The 19,314-nt window shown below is 51.9% G+C and carries 17 protein-coding genes, 1 pseudogene and 1 other annotated feature; of the genes and pseudogenes, 17 read left to right on the forward strand and 1 reads right to left on the reverse strand.

The window, feature by feature from the left end; genetic code table 11:
* Position 1: 1 nt before the first annotated feature.
* Positions 2 to 190 carry a hypothetical protein gene (locus AF331_RS01265; protein WP_048006254.1) on the reverse strand — a complete coding sequence of 63 codons (189 nt, stop codon included), beginning with the start codon at positions 188 to 190 and terminating at the stop codon, positions 2 to 4.
* Between the two features lie 163 nt (positions 191 to 353).
* Positions 354 to 573, forward strand: a binding site (T-box leader).
* Positions 574 to 640: 67 nt separating this feature from the next.
* Between AF331_RS01265 and AF331_RS01270 the strand changes: the two genes are divergently transcribed.
* From AF331_RS01270 to AF331_RS01345, 17 genes and pseudogenes are all read left to right on the forward strand, one after another.
* Positions 641 to 3,286: a valine--tRNA ligase gene (locus AF331_RS01270; protein ID WP_053426420.1), complete on the forward strand. Its 2,646-nt coding sequence runs from the start codon at positions 641 to 643 to the stop codon at positions 3,284 to 3,286.
* 75 nt (positions 3,287 to 3,361) lie between these two features.
* Positions 3,362 to 4,669: a bifunctional folylpolyglutamate synthase/dihydrofolate synthase gene (locus tag AF331_RS01275; protein WP_053426421.1), complete on the forward strand. Its 1,308-nt coding sequence runs from the start codon at positions 3,362 to 3,364 to the stop codon at positions 4,667 to 4,669.
* 100 nt (positions 4,670 to 4,769) lie between these two features.
* Positions 4,770 to 6,470 carry a sensor domain-containing diguanylate cyclase gene (locus tag AF331_RS01280; RefSeq protein WP_327205369.1) on the forward strand — a complete coding sequence of 567 codons (1,701 nt, stop codon included), beginning with the start codon at positions 4,770 to 4,772 and terminating at the stop codon, positions 6,468 to 6,470.
* 173 nt (positions 6,471 to 6,643) lie between these two features.
* Positions 6,644 to 7,828 (forward strand): hypothetical protein, encoded by a 1,185-nt coding sequence (locus tag AF331_RS01285; protein WP_053426422.1) that lies wholly within the window; start codon positions 6,644 to 6,646, stop codon positions 7,826 to 7,828.
* 15 nt (positions 7,829 to 7,843) lie between these two features.
* Entirely contained in the window at positions 7,844 to 8,611 is a 768-nt protein-coding gene (locus tag AF331_RS01290) for a PRC-barrel domain-containing protein (protein WP_053426423.1), read from the forward strand.
* Between the two features lie 13 nt (positions 8,612 to 8,624).
* Positions 8,625 to 10,022, forward strand: a complete 1,398-nt coding sequence (locus AF331_RS01295; protein ID WP_053426424.1) for a VanW family protein — start codon at positions 8,625 to 8,627, stop codon at positions 10,020 to 10,022.
* 13 nt (positions 10,023 to 10,035) lie between these two features.
* A complete protein-coding gene (locus tag AF331_RS01300; RefSeq protein WP_053426425.1) occupies positions 10,036 to 11,691 on the forward strand; it encodes a GspE/PulE family protein in 1,656 nt (551 codons plus the stop codon).
* Positions 11,692 to 11,699: 8 nt separating this feature from the next.
* Positions 11,700 to 12,737 carry a type IV pilus twitching motility protein PilT gene (locus AF331_RS01305; RefSeq protein WP_053426426.1) on the forward strand — a complete coding sequence of 346 codons (1,038 nt, stop codon included), beginning with the start codon at positions 11,700 to 11,702 and terminating at the stop codon, positions 12,735 to 12,737.
* Positions 12,738 to 13,949, forward strand: coding sequence for a type II secretion system F family protein (locus tag AF331_RS01310; protein ID WP_053426427.1), 1,212 nt, complete (start codon positions 12,738 to 12,740; stop codon positions 13,947 to 13,949).
* A 107-nt stretch (positions 13,950 to 14,056) separates the two neighbouring features.
* Positions 14,057 to 14,530: a type II secretion system protein gene (locus AF331_RS01315; protein WP_053426428.1), complete on the forward strand. Its 474-nt coding sequence runs from the start codon at positions 14,057 to 14,059 to the stop codon at positions 14,528 to 14,530.
* Positions 14,531 to 14,536: 6 nt separating this feature from the next.
* Positions 14,537 to 14,740: pseudogene (locus AF331_RS23075) on the forward strand (prepilin peptidase); the annotation flags it as partial.
* Between the two features lie 18 nt (positions 14,741 to 14,758).
* Entirely contained in the window at positions 14,759 to 15,280 is a 522-nt protein-coding gene (locus AF331_RS01320; protein WP_327205391.1) for a prepilin peptidase, read from the forward strand.
* A gap of 14 nt (positions 15,281 to 15,294) precedes the next feature.
* Entirely contained in the window at positions 15,295 to 16,230 is a 936-nt protein-coding gene (gene pilM, locus AF331_RS01325) for a type IV pilus biogenesis protein PilM (RefSeq protein WP_053426430.1), read from the forward strand.
* Positions 16,230 to 16,826: a hypothetical protein gene (locus tag AF331_RS01330; RefSeq protein WP_053426431.1), complete on the forward strand. Its 597-nt coding sequence runs from the start codon at positions 16,230 to 16,232 to the stop codon at positions 16,824 to 16,826. The genes pilM and AF331_RS01330 overlap by 1 nt, the downstream gene beginning before the upstream one ends.
* Positions 16,823 to 17,500 carry a LapA family protein gene (locus tag AF331_RS01335; protein WP_053426432.1) on the forward strand — a complete coding sequence of 226 codons (678 nt, stop codon included), beginning with the start codon at positions 16,823 to 16,825 and terminating at the stop codon, positions 17,498 to 17,500. Before AF331_RS01330 ends, AF331_RS01335 begins: the two co-directional genes overlap by 4 nt.
* A 129-nt stretch (positions 17,501 to 17,629) precedes the next feature.
* A complete protein-coding gene (locus tag AF331_RS01340; protein ID WP_152915515.1) occupies positions 17,630 to 18,592 on the forward strand; it encodes a hypothetical protein in 963 nt (320 codons plus the stop codon).
* Positions 18,593 to 18,737: 145 nt separating this feature from the next.
* The gene (locus AF331_RS01345; RefSeq protein ID WP_053426434.1) at positions 18,738 to 19,304 is read left to right on the forward strand and encodes a Maf family protein; all 567 of its coding nucleotides are present in this window, start codon (positions 18,738 to 18,740) and stop codon (positions 19,302 to 19,304) included.
* Positions 19,305 to 19,314: the final 10 nt, after the last annotated feature.

Here is a 19,314-nt window from a genome sequence, read left to right on the forward strand (position 1 = left end):
TTTATATCCAGTCGAAATAGATGGCAGCGGCTATCGCAAGGAAGAGGGTCAGTAAAAGGACGTCGAACGTGGATGGGATCAGGATCGTCCGTATCCCTTGGAATATGGTGAAGGGGACAATGAATTGCTTACATATGGCACGGGTGTTCCTCAGCCAGGGGGGCTGGGTATGGGAGCTGAATTTCTTCATACCGGTCACTCTCTTTCCTGGGTGATTTCACTACTGTATCCTATGAAGGGGGAGGGAAATGGTGTCAGACGGGCCTTCTCATGAATATTTTACGGCGAAATGGGCGATAATGATTGACGAACCTGAATCAAATCTTATACTATAATAAATAACTATATAACATGTAAATGCAATGAACAGGAAGAGTACGTTGAACCTGGCATTCAGAGAGGGAGGCATAAGCTGAGAGTCTTCCATGCCAAGACAATGGAATGTCGCCTGAGAGCAGTTCCCGTGAACTTTAAGTAGTGGGAACCGGTGAAAAGCCGTTATGGGTCTTTGAGAGCCTGGGGAAACCCGGGAATTAAGGTGGTACCGCGAATGAGAGATCCTTCGTCCTTTTTTATAGGACGGGGGATCTTTTTATGTGTACCCAGGGCCCGCATGCATGCACGAAATGGAGGAAAACCAATGGAAAATCAAGAATTATCAATGCCGACAAAATATGATCCGAAGGCGATCGAGGATGGCCGCTACAAGTGGTGGATCGATGGGAAGTTCTTCGAAGCGACACCCGATGAAGGAAAGGAACCGTACAGCATCGTCATCCCGCCTCCGAACGTAACCGGAAAGCTTCACCTCGGCCACGCGTGGGATACGACCCTTCAAGACATCCTGACTCGCATGAAGCGCATGCAGGGCTACGACGTCCTCTGGCTTCCGGGGATGGACCACGCGGGGATCGCGACACAGGCAAAAGTAGATGAGAAGCTGCGCAATCAAGGCATCTCACGCTATGATCTTGGCCGTGAAAAGTTCGTGGAAGAAACATGGAACTGGAAGGAAGAATATGCTTCCCACATCCGAGAGCAGTGGGCGAAAGTCGGTCTCGGACTTGATTACAGCCGTGAGCGTTTCACCCTTGATGAAGGATTATCCGATGCTGTACGCAAAGTATTCGTCGACCTTTACAACAAAGGGCTCATTTACCGCGGTGAATACATCATCAACTGGGACCCGGCAACGAAAACGGCCCTGTCAGATATCGAGGTTATCCACCAGGACGTTCAAGGCGCCTTTTACCACATGCGCTACCCATTGAGCGACGGCTCCGGTCATATCGAAATCGCCACGACGCGTCCTGAGACGATGCTCGGTGACACAGCCGTTGCCGTTCACCCGGAAGATGACCGCTACAAGCATCTTATCGGGAAAACCGTGATCCTTCCGATTACAGGGCGTGAGATCCCGATCGTCGGAGATGACTATGTGGACATGGAATTCGGTTCAGGTGCAGTGAAGATCACGCCTGCCCATGACCCGAATGACTTCGAGATCGGCAACCGTCATGACCTGCAGCGCATCCTCGTGATGCATGAAGACGGGTCCATGAACGAAAAAGCCGGCAAGTACTCCGGTATGGACCGTTTCGACTGCCGCAAGCAGATCGTGAAAGATCTCCAGGAAGACGGTGTCCTCTTCAAAATCGAAGAGCATCTTCACTCTGTCGGTCATTCAGAGCGAAGCGGAGCCGTTGTTGAACCATACCTTTCCACGCAATGGTTCGTTAAAATGGATCCCCTTGCCCAGAAAGCCGTGACGCTTCAGGACGGGGAAGAGAAGGTGAATTTCGTTCCGGACCGCTTCGAAACGAGCTACCTTCGCTGGATGGAGAATACGCGTGATTGGTGTATTTCCCGTCAACTATGGTGGGGTCACCGCATCCCGGCTTGGTACCATAAGGAAACAGGTGAGATCCACGTTGCCCATGAAGCTCCGGAAGATCTTGAAAACTGGGTGCAGGAGGAAGATGTCCTGGATACATGGTTCAGCTCGGCGCTATGGCCGTTCTCCACAATGGGCTGGCCGGATCTTGAAGCAGAGGACTTCAAACGCTACTATCCAACCAATACCCTCGTGACGGGCTATGACATCATCGGATTCTGGGTATCCCGCATGATCTTCCAGGGACTTGAATTCACAAATGAACGCCCATTCAAAGACGTGTTGATCCACGGTCTCGTTCGCGATGCCGATGGCCGCAAGATGAGTAAATCCCTCGGAAACGGCGTCGATCCCATGGATGTCATCGAGAAGTACGGAGCAGATGCTCTGCGCTATTTCCTTTCCACAGGAAGCTCGCCTGGTCAGGATCTGAGGTTCTCCTTCGAAAAGGTTGAATCCGTATGGAACTTTGCCAACAAGATCTGGAATGCTTCCCGATTCGCCTTAATGAATATGGACGGCATGACCCATGACGAAATCGACCTTTCCGGTGAAAAGTCGGTTGCAGACAAATGGATCCTCACCCGTCTCAATGAGACGATCGAAACCGTTACACGCCTTGCCGACAAGTATGAATTCGGCGAAGTGGGGCGCATCCTTTATAACTTCATCTGGGATGATTTCTGTGACTGGTATATCGAAATGGCGAAGCTGCCTCTTTACGGGGAAGACGAAGCCGCGAAGAAGACGACGCGTTCGATCCTTGCCTATGTTCTCGACAACACGATGAGACTTCTTCACCCGTTCATGCCGTTTATTACCGAGGAAATATGGCAGAACCTGCCGCATGAAGGCGAATCCATCACTGTGGCTGCCTGGCCGGAAGTCGATTCAGCCCTTACAGATGATGCAGCTGCTGAAGAAATGAAGCTTCTTGTGGACATCATCCGTGCGGTACGGAATATCCGTGCCGAAGTGAATACGCCGATGAGCAAGCAGATCAAACTCATGCTGAAGGCGAAAGATGAAGAAACGCTAGCGGTTCTTAAGAAGAATGCGGCCTACATCGAGCGCTTCTGTAATCCGGAATCCCTTGAGCTATCCACTGATGCATCTGCACCTGAAAAAGCGATGACAGCGGTCGTGACGGGAGTTGAGCTATTCCTTCCACTTGCAGGCCTCATCAACATCGATGAAGAAATCGCACGCCTGGAGAAAGAGCTCGACAAATGGACGAAGGAAGTATCACGCGTACAAGGGAAGCTGAGCAACGAACGATTCGTAAGCAAGGCGCCTCAGAAAGTCGTGGATGAAGAAAAAGCAAAAGAGCAGGACTACTTGGAGAAACAGGCCACGGTTAAGGCCCGGATCGAAGAGTTGAAGACGGTATAATCACACCGCAAAGACAAGAGGGCTGATGACCGATCAGCCCTCTTTTTCTTTACGAAGTCAAGGAGGACAACCAGCATGATGCATTACGAAGACGCGGTAACTTGGATCCATTCACGCTTGCGCCTGGGGATCAAACCGGGGCTGCAGCGCATGGAAGAACTGCTTGGGAAGCTTGGGAACCCCCATCGATCAATCAGGGCCGTCCATATCGGAGGGACGAATGGGAAGGGATCCACGGTCACCTTCCTGCGGAATATCCTCCAGGAAGCGGGCTACACAGTGGGAACGTTCACTTCTCCGTATTTCGAGAGATTCAATGAGCGGATCAGCATGAATGGGGTTCCGATATCCGATGAAGCCCTGACTTCTCTCGTCGAACGCGTGAAACCGATCGCTGAGGAAATGGAGGATTCCGAATGGGGGGGACCATCGGAATTCGAAGTGATCACGGCCATGAATTTTTTGTATTTTGCCGAATATGAAACCCCGGACATCGTACTTGAGGAAGTCGGACTCGGAGGAAGGCTCGATTCTACCAACGTCATCACCCCGCTCGTTTCCGTCATCACGAGCATCGGGATGGACCATATGCAGTTCTTGGGGAACTCCCTGGAGGACATCGCTTTTGAAAAAGCGGGGATCATCAAAGCCGGCGTCCCGGTCGTATCGGGGGTATCACAACCCGAAGCTGCTGCAGTCATTTCTGAGCAAGCTGAACAGAAACATAGCCAACTCCACGTATTGGGAGAAGGATTTTCGGCCGTCTCCATGGAACATTTACCTGACGGGGAACGTTTCCGCTATGAAGAGGGTGGCACTACAGAATCGTTCGATATGACCATGTTCGGGATGCATCAGGTGCAAAATGCCGCCGTATCCATAAAAGTAGCGGGGCTTCTCGGTGAACATGGGTTCCGGATCGATCCGGTGCATATGAAACGGGGACTCCTGAAGGCGTACTGGCCTGGAAGGATGGAAAAGGTCTCGGATACCCCATTGATCTTCCTCGATGGCGCCCATAATCCTGAAGGCGTGGCGGCCCTCGTCTCCACTATTCAGGAGCGCTTCCAAGGAATGCGTGTATCGAGTTTATTCGCCGCCCTCAAAGATAAAGATCTGAAGCCGATGATCGAACCGCTGAAAACCGCCGTCGATCACCTGGTCCTCACGCAATTTGATTTCCCGAGGGCTGCTTCCGGCAGTGAACTGCGCGAACTTGCAGGTGGGGGAACGGTTGAAGTCGATTGGAAGCAGTTTGTGGAAGAGTATGTGGCCACTGCAAGGGAAGGGGAAGTCCTTCTTATTACGGGTTCACTCTACTTCCTATCGGAAGTAAAACCATATTTATTGAAAAAATTAGAAAATAATAGAATTAATAAGTGACTTTAATGGGGTACTCTGATAAAATATTCGTAAACTTGTGACTATTTAACTAGATGAGCAAGAGATCAGAATATTGTGAGGGATGGCCATGCCGCTTTCGTTGAGTAAAAAAGTATCGATTCTAATTGCGTGGCTTGCTGTTGTACCGGCAGGCCTCTATTTTACCTATCTTCAGTATCCTCCTGAAAACGTGAGCGGCAATGGAGGGACGCTGATCAGCCTCATCATATTCGCAGCCATCATCCTGTTCATGCCCATCGTCATCAACGGAACGGCCATCTTCCTCATTCAGTGGGTGACCCTGGCAGCCTTCATCAAATACGGCCTGTTTGTCGAGATCTTACTCATGCAGCTGTCCATCATCCCATTTGTATTCAGATTGAGGGTGGCAAAGCAGGATTGGCATCGCCTGCCCCTCAATTCCATGATGTTCTTCCTTGTCTCCCTCTTCAGCGGACTGCTATTCTTCGGACTCGGAGGAATCGTTGGATCGAAGGGAATCGAGACCCTTATCCTGCCGATCCTGTTTTATCAGGTGGCTTCGGTCCTCATCAATCAGATCCTTCTGTATGCCTATTTGCGATTCATGGTCGGGGAACCGATTGGGTTTTTCAGTAAGGATTTCATCTGGGACCTTATCTATAATATGATCATGCTTCCGTTGGCCCTCTCTCTTTACTATCTCACCTTCCAGCTGGGGGTATTTGCGTCGATCCTCATCGGGGTCCCGTTCATCAGCTTGACGATCATCATGAAACTATATAATTCATCTGAGAAGATCAACCTTTACCTGCAAAAAGCAGGAGAGATCGGACACCAGCTCACAGAGAGGTTGAAGGTGACCGAAGTATTGGATATCTTCATCGAGAAAATCACTTCTACACTCCCTGTCGAGTATGCGTACATCCTCGATTGCTATGACCCGGATCTCGTTTTGATCCGAAGGGTGGAAAATGGCCGGCGCATGCCGAATGATCTGCCCCCTTTGAAGAAAGGGGAGGGCCTCAGCGGTAGGGTGTGGGACAGCGGCGAATCCATGCTCTTCACGTCCAAGAAAGAATGGCAGGATATTGCCGAGGGCTACATGCCGGAAGACGTGGAGAGCGTCCTGTGCGTCCCCATCGTGAGGAATCAGAAAGTGAGGGGGATCCTGCTTCTTGCGACGTCGAAGAAAAAGGCATATGAAAAAATGCAGCTGATGATCGTGGATATACTATGCTCTTATTTCGGCGTGGCCATGGAAAATGCGCGTCATCACGAAATGACCAAACACAATAGCGAACGATGTGCCCTCACAGACCTTTACAATTACCGTTACTTCGAAGATCTTCTCGCACTGGAATTCAATTATCTGGAGAGCGGCCAGCGCCGATGCCTTTCCCTTATCATGCTTGACCTGGATCATTTCAAGGCCATCAATGATACGTATGGGCATCAGGGAGGGAATGAAATTCTGAAGGGACTTTCGAACCATCTCGTGGAATTGATCGGCGTTGCCGGGACCGTCGCCCGTTACGGCGGTGAAGAGTTCGTGATCCTCCTGCCTGATATTGAAAATCAGCCGGCGTTCCAGATAGCGGAAAAAGTCCGTCGGCACATTGCAGATACTCCATTCCTTCTTCATGATTCCCTGAATGGTCAGGACAGGCGGAAGATGGTGAGGATCACGGCAAGCATAGGGGTTGCGACAGCACCGGTTGATGCAGATGATCCCCTGGCTCTGATCAGGCACGCAGACCGTGCTCTCTATACAGGTGCAAAGCAGCTTGGACGGAACCGGGTTGCTCAATATGTGAAGTGAAAAGAAACGCGGCTGACGGGCCGCGTTTCTTTTTTTTGCAAGAAATGAGTTTTTTTGATTTTTTTCGTATAAGCCTATTATCATATTCCAAAATACCCATAGATGAGATAGACTAGGATTATATTGGAATCGGATGAATCTTTTTACTTACTTATAGAGGAGTTGTGAGCAACGTGGCTTATCTATTTATCTGCATCACCGCCATCATACTGATCCCCATCCTGTATGTGGTTCCCATGGGATTATCACTGAAAGGGAAGCATCTTGTAGCTTCGAGTACCTTTCTCCTTTCCATGGTCGGTGCGGCGGCTTCTGCCACCTATCCCCTTTGGATGATCCTGCTTATGGTGGCAGTGACCGTGTGCCTGATGGCCTATCTCATGGATCAGCGGGTCTCAGGCTTGTTCAGCAGCTTAGTGCCGGCAGGAGATGGCGCCATGGCAGGGATATTGAACGATGTGAAAGAGCCGGATAAAACAGAACCTATCATACATAGTGTGAAGGAAGATACGCGTGAGGAAACAGAAGCGGTATCAGAGATGGCTGCAACAGTCGAGGTTCAGCCGCCTTTGGAAGTGGAAGATGACGAAAGCGAATGGTTTGTGGAATCCGTGAATGAAGGAATGGAGCCGGAAACTTCCGTGTCGGATGATGAACTTGAACTGGAAGAGGATGAGCTCATGCTGGGTTCATGGTTTGAAAATGCCGAACCGGCTGAGGGATCGGAAGAAGATCCTGAACTGATGTTCATCCAGCCCGCTGAGCCTCCCCTTCAAGACGTTCAGGAAGACGATACGATCACTACGTATATGGAGGAGCTCTTTGAAGAAGGAAACAGTACGGATGAACAGGAAGACGGTCAGCTGCCTGTATCCGTCCCTGGGCTCGAGGATCTTTCAAACGAGATAATCGAAGAAGGGCCCCTGGTAACAGAAGAGGAGAAGGACGATATTCTTGAAGAAGATAGAGTTGATGCCAGTCCGGAAGAGGAAGACCACCTCCTTCTCGAAGACAACCCCTCTCATGAAGAATGGGAGGATCTGCAGGAGGAGCCGGTGTCCCGGTCGCGCATTGACGGACCAATCATGAAGACGATGCTCGAGATCATCGCCTTATCAGAAACGTCCCTTCCGGAAGAAGCATTTCAGGAGCTGGTGAATTCCTACCTGCACCCGGACCTCCATGACAGAGATTACTACACGTTTGCCAAAATGTTGATTGATCATCACCTTGCGCATGCTCAGTTTGAGAAGTGTTCGACCTTCATCACCGGGATCGAAAAGCGGTTCCATTCCTATGGATATTTGTCGGAAGAACTTAGCCATATAAAGCAATATGCCCAACATCAAATGAACTAGAATAGGAGAATATCAATGAAAAAGAGTACTGAAATCCAATCCCTACCCATCATCAACATTTCGGACGGCAGTGAAATCGGGAAGGTCCGCTCCCTTGTTGTCAACCCTGAGAAAGGATCAGTCGACTTCCTGACAGTGGAGCATGAAGACTGGCAGATCAGCGTAAGGGCCATCCCGTTCAAAAAGGTCGTGGGGATCGGTGAATACGCCGTCACGGTGGAACATGAGAATGCTGTCATCGACCTGAATGAAATCCCCATCGCCAACTCCCTTGTGAACAAAAAGATCCGTGTAACAGATGCCCGCCTCATGACGAGGAAGGGGCAGATGATCGGCGAAATCGTCGAGTTCCATGTGGACGATGAAAGCGGAGCGATCCGGACCCTTGAAGTGAAAAGCAAAAGTGACTCGTACTATCTTGATTCCCCTCATGTGCTGACGTGGGGAAAGGATATCGTCATCGTTAAAGAAGATGCTGCCGAGTACTTCCGGGAAACCCTCGTAGAAGTGGAAGTGGAAGACATTTCGACGCCGCGGGAAGTCGTTGTCATGGAGGAACCGGTTGTCATTCAGGAAGCAGCTGCCACGCAGGCTGACGGGCTGAAGGACATCGAAAACAGGCAAATGGAACTTCTCGTCGGAAGGCAGACGGCAGAAGATATCTTCAGTCTAGAGGGTGAACTGCTCATACCGAAGGGTGCGGAGCTGACCCGGACGGACATCCAATCGGTCAAGGAAGCGGGTCCATCCGTCTTTGTTGAATTGACCATGAACATCAGATAAGGGGGCGCATCAGATGAAAAATCGGCACCTGATCCAATTATTGGCCCCTATGTTCATCATGACCGTTTTATACGTCGGTGTATCGCAGCTGGGTGTTTTCCTTTATGAAAAAATAACGTCGGTTTCATTCATACAAAACGCAGAGGCGGCATCAGTGGACCTGTCGGGGAAAACAAAGAAGCAGGCGATAAAGCTTCTTGAAACGAAGGTCGAGTCGTGGAAGGGGGAGCAGGAAATCATGCTCTCATTCGATGGCCGCGACGTCCTTCTGGAGTCCGATGCCATCGCATTCCATTTCAAAGAATCTGTCGGGGCGTTGAAGGAACAGGGGAATTCCCCATTGATCGTTTCGATCGATGAAGCCGGATTGAACGGCTTCATCGAAGAACGATTCCCGGGTTATCACCTGGATCAGTTCCCGGGACTCCAAAAAAGGATTGAGGATGCCACGTCCATGCTGAAGGTGGAGGAAACGATCAACCTGGATGAGTACTTCGAAGGGGAAGAAAATGTCTTCTATGCAGGGGAGCTTGATAAGATCGAAGTCACTCCAGGGCTTTCATCGTTCATCGACGCCAATCCTGTGATCGATATCCCTGCGAATGCACGATTTTCGTTCCTGGAGTTTCTTGATTCAAATGGTTCTTCAGTAAGTTCTCCCGACGATCTCGGTCCGGTCGCTTCCTTGCTGTACGAGCTGATTTTGCACACAGACCTTGCGATTGCCGAGCGCAATATCTCCACGGGTCTCCCGCCGTATGCAACCCTCGGTCTTGAAGCGAGGGTGAATCCTGTCACAGGACAGGATCTCGTATTCATGAATGCACGGGATTCAGCTTATACGGTGACCTTCTCCCTCCATGACAATACGCTGAAGGCACAGATTTCCGGCATGGCGAGCCCGTATGAATACAAGGTGAGGACGACCGGGAAGAAGGAATACCCGCCGCGCGTCGTGAAGCAGTTCAGCGCCTTCATCCCCCAGGGAGTCCTAGCGACCACACAAGAAGGCAAAAAGGGAAGGCTGATCACCGTCTACCGGGATAAGTATTCTTCCGACGGAGATGTGATCGATGAAGAGCGGATCAGTGAAGATTTTTACGCCCCGGCAAATCGCGTGGAAATCTGGCCGCTCAACGCCGCCGAAACCGATGCAACCCAATCGGACGACGTATCCGTCCAGGATCAGGAAGATGAAGATGGAAGCAGTGAGTCGGACAGTGAAGGAAGCACGGAAGGCATCCGGGAAGATTCCCCCGAGATCGAAGGGGATGACGCCGCCCCTGCCGATGAGGAAGAAGGCGCAATGGATGAGCAGCAATCACCGGACGGCAACAAAAATGGAACAGCGGATAAGAAGGATTCATCCGATGTGAAAACCGCCACAAAAAAGAAAAAGGAAGAAAAGTGAAGGAGGGTCATCCATGACGACAACCCGGAAAAGGCTTGGGGATCTCCTGGTCGAAGCGGGGATCATCTCTGAAGAGCAGCTTCAGGAAACGCTTGCCGACAAAGTGAAGGGTCAGAAGACGGGAGATGCCCTCCTCCAGAAGGGCTTCATCACGGAGCAGCAGCTCATCGAAGTGCTGGAGTTTCAGCTCGGTATTCCACACGTCAGCCTGTATCGCTATCCGTTCGAGGCGAATCTGTTTCACCTGATTCCGAAGGAGACGGCCAAAAGGACGCTGATGATCCCGCTTAAGACCGAGGGGGACCGCCTGTTTGTGGCCATGAATGACCCCCTTGATTTCTACGCCATTGAAGATTTGCGATTGGCCACGGGTTTCAAAATCGATCCGGCGATCGCGACGAAGGATGATATCTTGAAGGTCATCAATAAATATTATGACCTTGAAGAAGGGTTTGAAGAGCTTTTCCGTGAGGAACAGGTGCAGGTCGACGAGCCGTCCGTGACCGATGCGGAGTCGCCCATCGTCCGCCTTGTGAACCAGATCCTCTCCAATGCAGTGACGCAAAAGGCGAGTGATATCCATATCGATCCACAGGAGACCAAGGTGGCGATCCGCTTCAGGGTCGACGGCATCCTCCGGACAGAGCGGAATCTCCCGAAGCATATGCAGAGCATGCTCCTTGCCCGCTTGAAGATCATGGCCAACCTGGATATCACGGAGTTCAGGGTTCCACAAGATGGCAGGATGAAGGCGAATGTCGATGTCCACCCAATCGATCTCAGGGTTTCCACCCTCCCGACCGTATACGGAGAAAAGATCGTCCTGCGCCTTCTTGATCTCGGCTCGCAGCTCAATGACCTACAAAAGCTCGGCTTCAATAAAGTGAACCACCAGCGATTCATGAATCTGATCAAACAGCCGACGGGCATCGTCCTCATCACGGGGCCGACGGGGTCGGGGAAATCATCGACCCTCTATGCCGCACTCAATCATCTTAACAGTGAAGAAGTGAATATCATCACCGTCGAAGATCCCGTTGAGTACCAGCTTGAAGGCATCAATCAGATTTCTGTGAACCAACAGGTCGGCCTGACGTTCGCGAAGGGACTCAGGGCGATCCTGCGCCAGGATCCCAATGTGATCATGGTCGGGGAAATCCGTGACAAAGAAACGGTCGAGGTATCGATCCGCGCATCCCTGACGGGGCATCTCGTCCTGAGTACCCTTCATACGAATGATTCGATCTCCACGATCACCCGTCTTCTCGACATGGGTGTGGAGCCGTTCCTTGTCGCGTCTTCCCTGAGCGGAGTCGTCGCACAGCGGTTGATCCGCAGGGTCTGCCGCGACTGCAAGCAGGTCGTACCGGCCACGGCCCGGGAAATCGGGATCTTTGCCAAAAGGGGCATGAAGATAGAAAACATCACCCGCGGAACCGGATGCTCATCCTGTAATATGACGGGGTACAAGGGGCGGATCGCAATCCATGAAATCCTCGTGATGAATGAAGAAATGAAGAAAGTCATCCTGAACGACGAGCCGATTTCGAAACTGCGGGAGCTCGCCGTACGCAACAAAACCATATTCCTTGTGGATGATGGACTTTTGAAGGTGAAACAGGGATTGACGACAACGGAAGAAGTGTTACGAGTTTCCATAGCAGAGTAGGTGAAAACATGAAAGATAAAATAGATGCGCTCCTCAGAAGTGCATATGAACTCGGGGCCTCGGACATCCACCTGACCGTCGGGGCACCGCCGGTATTCCGCATCCACGGTGACCTGAAACGGTACGGGAAAGATGCCCTCTCCCCGGAAACGACCGAGGGGATGGCCAAAGCCTTGATTGCCCCGCCCATGTATACGAGTTTTGAAGACGCAGGCGAACTTGATTTCTCCTATGGCATCCCGGGTGTATCCCGGTTCAGGATCAATGCTTTCCGGCAGCGCTCCTGTGTATCCCTGGCCATCCGGGTGATCCCGACATCGATTCCGACAATGGAGGATCTGTTCCTTCCCCATGCGCTGAAAGGGATCGCCGGAAGGCCCCAGGGCCTCTTCCTCGTGACGGGACCGACGGGCAGTGGGAAATCCACGACCCTGGCTTCCATCATCGATCATATGAACCGGTCGATGAGGAAGCACATCATCACCCTCGAGGACCCCATCGAGTATCTTCACCGCCACGGCAGTTCCATCATCGATCAGCGGGAGGTCGGGTTTGACACGGGCTCTTTCTCAAGGGGGTTGAGGAGTGCTCTGAGGCAGGATCCAGATATCATCCTCGTAGGGGAAATGAGGGATCTTGAAACGATCCATACGGCCATCACGGCTGCTGAGACGGGTCACCTCGTGCTGGCGACCCTTCATACCTCCAGTGCGCCGGCAACCATCGAGCGCATCGTGGACGTGTTCCCGCCTGAGCAACAGGCCCAGATCCGCGTCCAGCTTGCGTCCGTCCTGACGGGCATCCTTTCGCAGCGCCTGTTCCCGACCGTGGACCGGAAAGGCCGCCGTGCTGCGACGGAGCTTCTATTGAATAATGCGGCAGTGGCCAATCTCATCCGTTCAGAGAAAGTGCATCAGATCCAAAACGTCATACAGACGTCGAGGGCTTCGGGCATGCATCTTATGAGCGACAGCGTCCAGGGACTATACGAGGCGGGGATCGTCTCCAAGGAAATGGCACTGCCTTATATCAGGGAGGGGGCGTAGATGGCGAGGTTCAAATATACGGGCCGCGACCGCTCGGGTCCTAAGAACGGCGTAGTCACGGCGTCGAACAAGAGGGAGGCCCTCCTGCAGCTGAAAAAGCTCGAGGTGAGGGTGATCGGGATCGATGAGCTTCCGGAGACCCTCCTGACCAAGGATCTGGCCATCGGGAATCCCGTGAAGCTCCGGCACCTCCTCATCTTCCTGCGGCAGTTCGCCACCTTGCTCCAGGCGGGAGTGACCGTCGTGGATGCCACCCACATCCTTTCGCGTCAGACGGAGAGCAAGCCCCTGTCAAGGGCGTTGGGCGAGGTGGAAGAGAACCTCAGGGGAGGGCATCCCCTCTCGGAAGCCCTCGGGAAGCATGGAAGGATCTTTGAGCCCCTCCTCATCAATATGGTGAGGGCGGGGGAGGCGTCGGGGAGCCTAGATGAAACTCTTGACGGACTGGCCACGCACTACGAGAAACAGCATGCCACGAGACAGAAGATCGTATCGGCCCTTACCTATCCGGCAGTCGTCGCCGTCCTTGCCCTCGGGGTCGTCATCTATCTCCTGACCTCCGTCGTCCCGACATTTGTCGACATGTTCATCGACTTCGGTGGAGAGCTGCCGGCCATCACGAAATTTGTCATTTCCGCCAGCGAATTCATGCAGCGGTTCTGGTACATCCTGATCGGTCTAATATTCCTTCTTATCCTGGGGTTTGCCCTGTTGAGGAAGAATAAGGAAACGAAATACCATCTCGACTACGTGATCCTCAGGCTGCCCATATTCGGGAAGATGCTCCAAAAAGCCGTCCTTGCCAGGATGACACGGACCCTGAGCTCCCTATTCTCGAGTTCTGTCCCCATACTCCAGGCGCTGTCGATCGTTGAGCGGGTCGTCGAGAATGAAGTGGTGGCGAAGGTCATCTCGCAATCAAGAAGGGCATTGGAAGAAGGGGCATCCCTTACAGAGCCCATGAAGGCCCACTGGGCATTCCCTCCCCTCGTCACGCAGATGATTGCCATCGGCGAAGAAACCGGGGCCCTCGATACGATGCTTGATAAAGTCGCCGACTTTTATGAAAAAGAAGTCGAAAGTGCCACGGACCGCCTGAAATCCTTGATTGAACCCCTCATGATCGTCGTACTGGCCGGAGTGGTAGGGACTATTGTCATAGCAATTATGGTTCCGATGTTTGAAATCTTTAACAGTGTGCAAAACTATTAAAAAATACCTAGTAAAATGTAAAAATATATAATTTTATGACAATAAATGTTGTATAATAGTCCTAGATTGCCGTAATGGCAATCCAGAAAATATCAGGAGGAATTCCCATGTTAAAGAAATTGCGTCAACGTTTGAAAAATGAGCGCGGCCTCACCCTTATCGAGCTTCTAGCCGTCGTCGTCATCCTCGGCATCATCGCAGCCATCGCGATCCCGAGCATCGGCGGCCTCATCGACAACTCGAAGAAAGATGCCCATGTGGCGAATGCGAAGCAGATGGTGAGCTCAGCGAAGTTGGCTGTTGCTGCGGATGAATCAATGAGACCGGTATCAGGGACGCCAAAAACAGTAACACTCAAAGATTTAGAAGATGGTGGATATATTGATACATTAAAAGATCCTGATGGGGACAGCACAGATGCTAAAGGCTATAAAAGGGCAACTTCACTAGTTGAAATTACTGCTCCCGCAGCAAATTCAGGAAGTACTGAAAAATTCACTTACAAAGTTACTTTAAAAGGATCAAAGAGATCAATTAATGATAAATCACTAGATGAAGTAAAGCGTAGTGCTGTAGAGTAAAAATCCATGATATTCCTTCTATTCCTATACGGCCTCATCCTAGGTTCCTTCTACAACGTGGTCGGTCTCAGGGTACCGTTGAAAACGTCCATCGTCACTCCAGGGTCATCATGCCCCTCCTGCGGCCACCGGCTGACGGCCAGGGAATTGATTCCCGTTCTATCGTATCTCATTCAAAGGGGAAAGTGCTCTCAGTGCAAAGAGGGCATTTCTCCGCTTTATCCGTTGATGGAATTTACTACGGGCGCGCTCTTTGCCTTCGCTTATTACCTGTACGGCTGGCAGCCGGAGCTGCTTGTCACCCTCACCCTTGTTTCCCTATTCATGATCATTACGGTCAGTGATCTCGCGTATATGCTCATCCCCGACAGAATCCTCGTATTTTTTGCCCTCATGTTCATACTGGAACGTTCGTTCATTCCCCTCGATTTGTGGTGGGACAGCCTTCTTGGTGCGGCTTCAGGTTTTGTCCTCCTGCTGGTCATCGCCGTCATCAGCAGGGGAGGGATGGGCGGTGGAGATATCAAGCTCTTTGCCGTCATCGGATTTGTCCTCGGCGCCAAAGGGATGCTCCTCGCCTTTTTCCTGGCCACCTTGTTCGGGGCGGTATTCGGGATCATCGGCCTTGCCGCAGGTTTCTATAAAAGGGGCAAACCCATCGCGTTCGGTCCATACATCGTCGTCGGCACACTGGTGAGCGTGTTTTATGGCCGCCAGGTCCTGCTTTGGTATTCGTCTTTATTCATCTAAAAGGGGTCATCGCTATGCTATCCAATCTGTTCGTGAAGAAGAAAAATCGAATCTCCCTTGTCATCAGCGACGACTGGGTCCGCTTTGCAGAGGTTAAAAGCACCTCCCCCCTCTATATCCAACGGCACGGGGAGAAGCGCCTTCCCGAGGGAACCATTTCAAACGGGAAGATCCTTGAGCCGGCAACCCTCCGCTCGTTCATGGAGCAGTGCGTGGAGGAGTGGGGAATTGCAAGGCAGCACGTCCAGTTCCTCGTTCCGAACACCCAGATGATCGTCAGGCGTGTGCTGATCCCGGCCGATGTACAGGATGATGAGGTGGAAAGTCATTTGTTCATGGAGCTCGGGACAAGTATCCACCTTCCATTCGAACATCCCCTTTATGACGCCGTTGTCGCAGGGATGAAGGACGGGAAGAAGGAAGTGATCCTCATTGCAGCGGAGGAGAAGACGGTCCTCGACTATCAGGATCTTCTTGAGCTCTCTTCCCTGAAGCCTGTGGCAGCGGATATTTCCCCCCTTGCCCTGTACCGCTATCTTCATTTGCTTCAGCTGACCGATGGGAACGACCATGAGATGGTCCTTTTCTTCCATGAAGGGTCCATCGCGGTTTCCGTGTTCCATCGCCATCAGCCCGTGTTTTTCAGGAATATTTCCCTAAGCGGGGACAGTGACGTGATGGATCCCATCCAGTCGGATGAAATATTGAAGGAAGTGGAAAAGGTGATCAGCTTCTACCGATACACCCTCCACGATGACGGGACGATGATCACGAAGCTGTTCGTAGGAGGAGAGCATATCCTCTCTGAATCCTATCATGGGATGCTTGCCGACCGATTGGAAGTCCCATCAAGGTACATCGCGAGTGAAGCGAAATCTGCCCATACGGGTGAGCCCGTGCCTGCGCGGTTCCTGCTTCCGGTCGGTTTGGGCCTGAAAGAGGTGCGATGATGCTTGTAGATATCAATCTATTACCCCATGATGAACGAAAACAGAGTTCCTGGCTAAAGGCGGCCATCGCCATCGCCGCCCTGGGGCTGATCCTCATCCTCACGTTTGTAATCCTCGGAATCTATCAGGGGAAAGCAGTGGATACTTTGGCGTCCCAGCTGTCACAGGAACAGAAGCTCCGTGCCCAGAAGGAAGAAAAGATCGCAGAGCTGGAATCGTTGGACACGTGGGCCAATCTCGATGCGGCCGTCAAATGGGCGGAGGGATACCCCATGCCCATGCTTCCGGTCCTTGGCGAAGTGGTCGATGCCCTTCCTGAAAGGGGCTTTCTCGAGGAATTCACCTATACCGGGGCAGGGGCACTGGAGCTTGGCATCCAGTTCGATTCGAGCCGGGAGGCGGCCTATTATCTTGAACGCATTTCCTCAACCAAGCTCGTGAGCGATGTGAAGCTCCTTGGAGTGGAGACGGAGGCACTCGAAGAGGGGGAGGACGCTGATGCCGGGGTTCTTCCCCGGTATCTGGCACGGTACGCCCTGACCTTGGACCGTGAAGCCGTCAAAGGGACAGCGGATGAAGAGGAGGCAGGAGAATGAAGCTGACACGTAAGGATTGGAGCATCATCACCCTCGCATTTGTATTTTTCGCCCTCCTCGTCTGGGTGGTTTATTGGTTCTTCTATCTTCCCGTGCGCGAGGAAAAAGAGAGACTCACCACCGAGATCTCCAATGAAGAAAAGCTTACCGGCGTACTGGATGAACGGCTGACAGCCATGAAAGGCGGTTCATTGGAAACGACCGCTGCCCTGCAGAGGGTGGTTCCGGTCAAACCTATGACGGATCAGCTCCTCATCGATCTCGAGAAAGCCGAGGTCGTCTCTGGAGGCTTGATCACCAAAATGGACTTCACGGAATCACCCATGGCGGCTGCAGCGGAAGGAGAGGCGGTGGAAACACCGGCGGGGCTTCAGAAGCTCACCGCCGTCCTCACCCTCGAGGCCGATGATTACTTCATGATCGAAGGCTTCATCGAAGAATTGGAGCGTACACAGAGGATTGTTGAAATCGAGGAAATCTCGCTGGAAGGTCCTGAGGAATTGAAAAATATGAATGATGAGACGGAAAAAATTGAATATGGAGTCACCTTCTCGACATTTTTCCTCCCTGAGGCTGAAACGACAGAAGGGGATGCGAAAGCGACAGATTCCCCTCCTTCCGCCCATAAGAATGATCCGTTCCAGCAGTTCCCGGATTCGACTGTAGGAGAGTAAGTTGGCAGAAACGGGGGAAACCCTCCGTAAATTGGCGAAAACCTCTTAGAACAAGACGACAAAAGTCTTGTTCTTTTTTTATTTGGATATGATAGCATGGAAAAAACTAGATGAGGGAGGGCGGTGATGATGGCGAAAAAGTCCAAGGTTTCGATTAAGATCAATGGTGAGAAAAAGACGTTCGACGAAGATCTTCCTGTGCATGACTGGAAGGGGGCTGAAGAGGAAATCGCCTCCGCAGAGGAAAAAGTGGACGACAAGGACTTTGAATGGGTGCTTCCTGAAGGTGATTTCCAGCCGCCGAAGGAGTATAAAAAGATCAACTATGTGTCTGGTAAGAATAAAAAAAGAAAATCCTTCCGCAACCCTTTCCAGGATTCGATCAATCTCCTCATGTCCCTTGTAGGGGCGATCGTCGTCGGGGCCGTCCTGGGGTTCGGTACGCTGAAGGTGATCACGGCAACGGAAAGCGACGCGGCCCCGGCCGCCCTTCAGGAAAAACCCGTCGCCCAGGAGGAAACCACCGCTTCCAAAGTGGCGGCAGTCGAAGTGGACGGGCTCAAAACGTCCATTCTCCAAGGAGGAGTATTCTCCAAAGAGGAGGCTTTGGTTTCCATGAAGGAAACCCTGGCGACAAAAGGGATTCCGGGTGCTCAGATCGAGAAGGACGGGCAGTGGATCCTCATCCTCGGGGTGTCTGATGATCTTACGAGCGCGCGTGCCCTCGGTGAAGAGGTGAAAAAACTCGGGGTCGATGTATACGCAAAAGATTTTGAACTGTCGGCAAAAGGCATCAATGCAACAAAGGGAGAGCAGTCTTTCCTTGAAAAAGGAGGGAGTCTGTTCCAAGAGCTAACCAAGGCAAGCAGCGCTGCTGTCGTTTCAGGTAAGATGGAGGCCGGTTCTGTGAAGGCGATCGAGACGGCTGCCAAGGAAGTGGAAGGGATCAAGGTGGAGCAGGAGGGCTTTGTTAGCATGAAGAAGTCGCTGCAGGATGCTTCTGCCAAAGCAACGGCGATTTCTTCGGTGGAGGATGCCCGGGAGGTCCAAGGGGAACTGCTGAAATATGTTGAACAATATGGTGGTCTCTGACCGTTCGACGCGTTGAGACTATTTTCTAGGAAATAATCGGGCATTTCCCCTTGGAGATGCCCTTTTTCGTGCTTGTGAAGGGGGAGTCGTTTTGGTAGTATAAATCTTGTATCTCCCAAACTGTCACTGAAAGGAATTGGTATGTGTGTCAAGCCTCATTCTTGCTTCTCAATCTCCCCGACGAAAAGAACTCCTCAAACAAATCCAACTCTCATTCACCACCCTTAGCCCGCAAGTAGAAGAAACGTTTGAAGAAGGCATGTTGCCCGGTGAAGTGGTCATGTACCTCGCTGATATCAAGGCGGCAGCCGTATCGGGCGAGCATCCGGATTCCTATGTGATCGGCTCGGATACCGTCGTCACCAAAGACGGAAAGATCCTCGGGAAACCGAAGGACGAAGACGATGCGCGTGCCATGCTGACGGAGCTGTCCGGCTCCACGCATGACGTCTATACGGGTGTATCCATCCACCACGGCCGTGAAGTAAACCGTTTTTATGAAAGAACCACCGTCACATTCTGGGAGCTGTCCCCAAGTGAGATCGACGGATACATTGCTTCCGGTGAGCCCTTCGACAAAGCCGGGGCCTACGGGATCCAGGGGATCGGCGCCAAGTTTGTCAAAGGGATCGAAGGGGACTATTATGCCGTCGTCGGCCTTCCCGTCTCGAGGGTGAACAGGACCCTCGCGGAAATGGGCTACCGAGCTTGAGGCCGTCTCC

Source organism: Rossellomorea marisflavi (assembly GCF_001274775.1).
In the GTDB taxonomy this organism is placed as follows: domain Bacteria; phylum Bacillota; class Bacilli; order Bacillales; family Bacillaceae_B; genus Rossellomorea; species Rossellomorea marisflavi.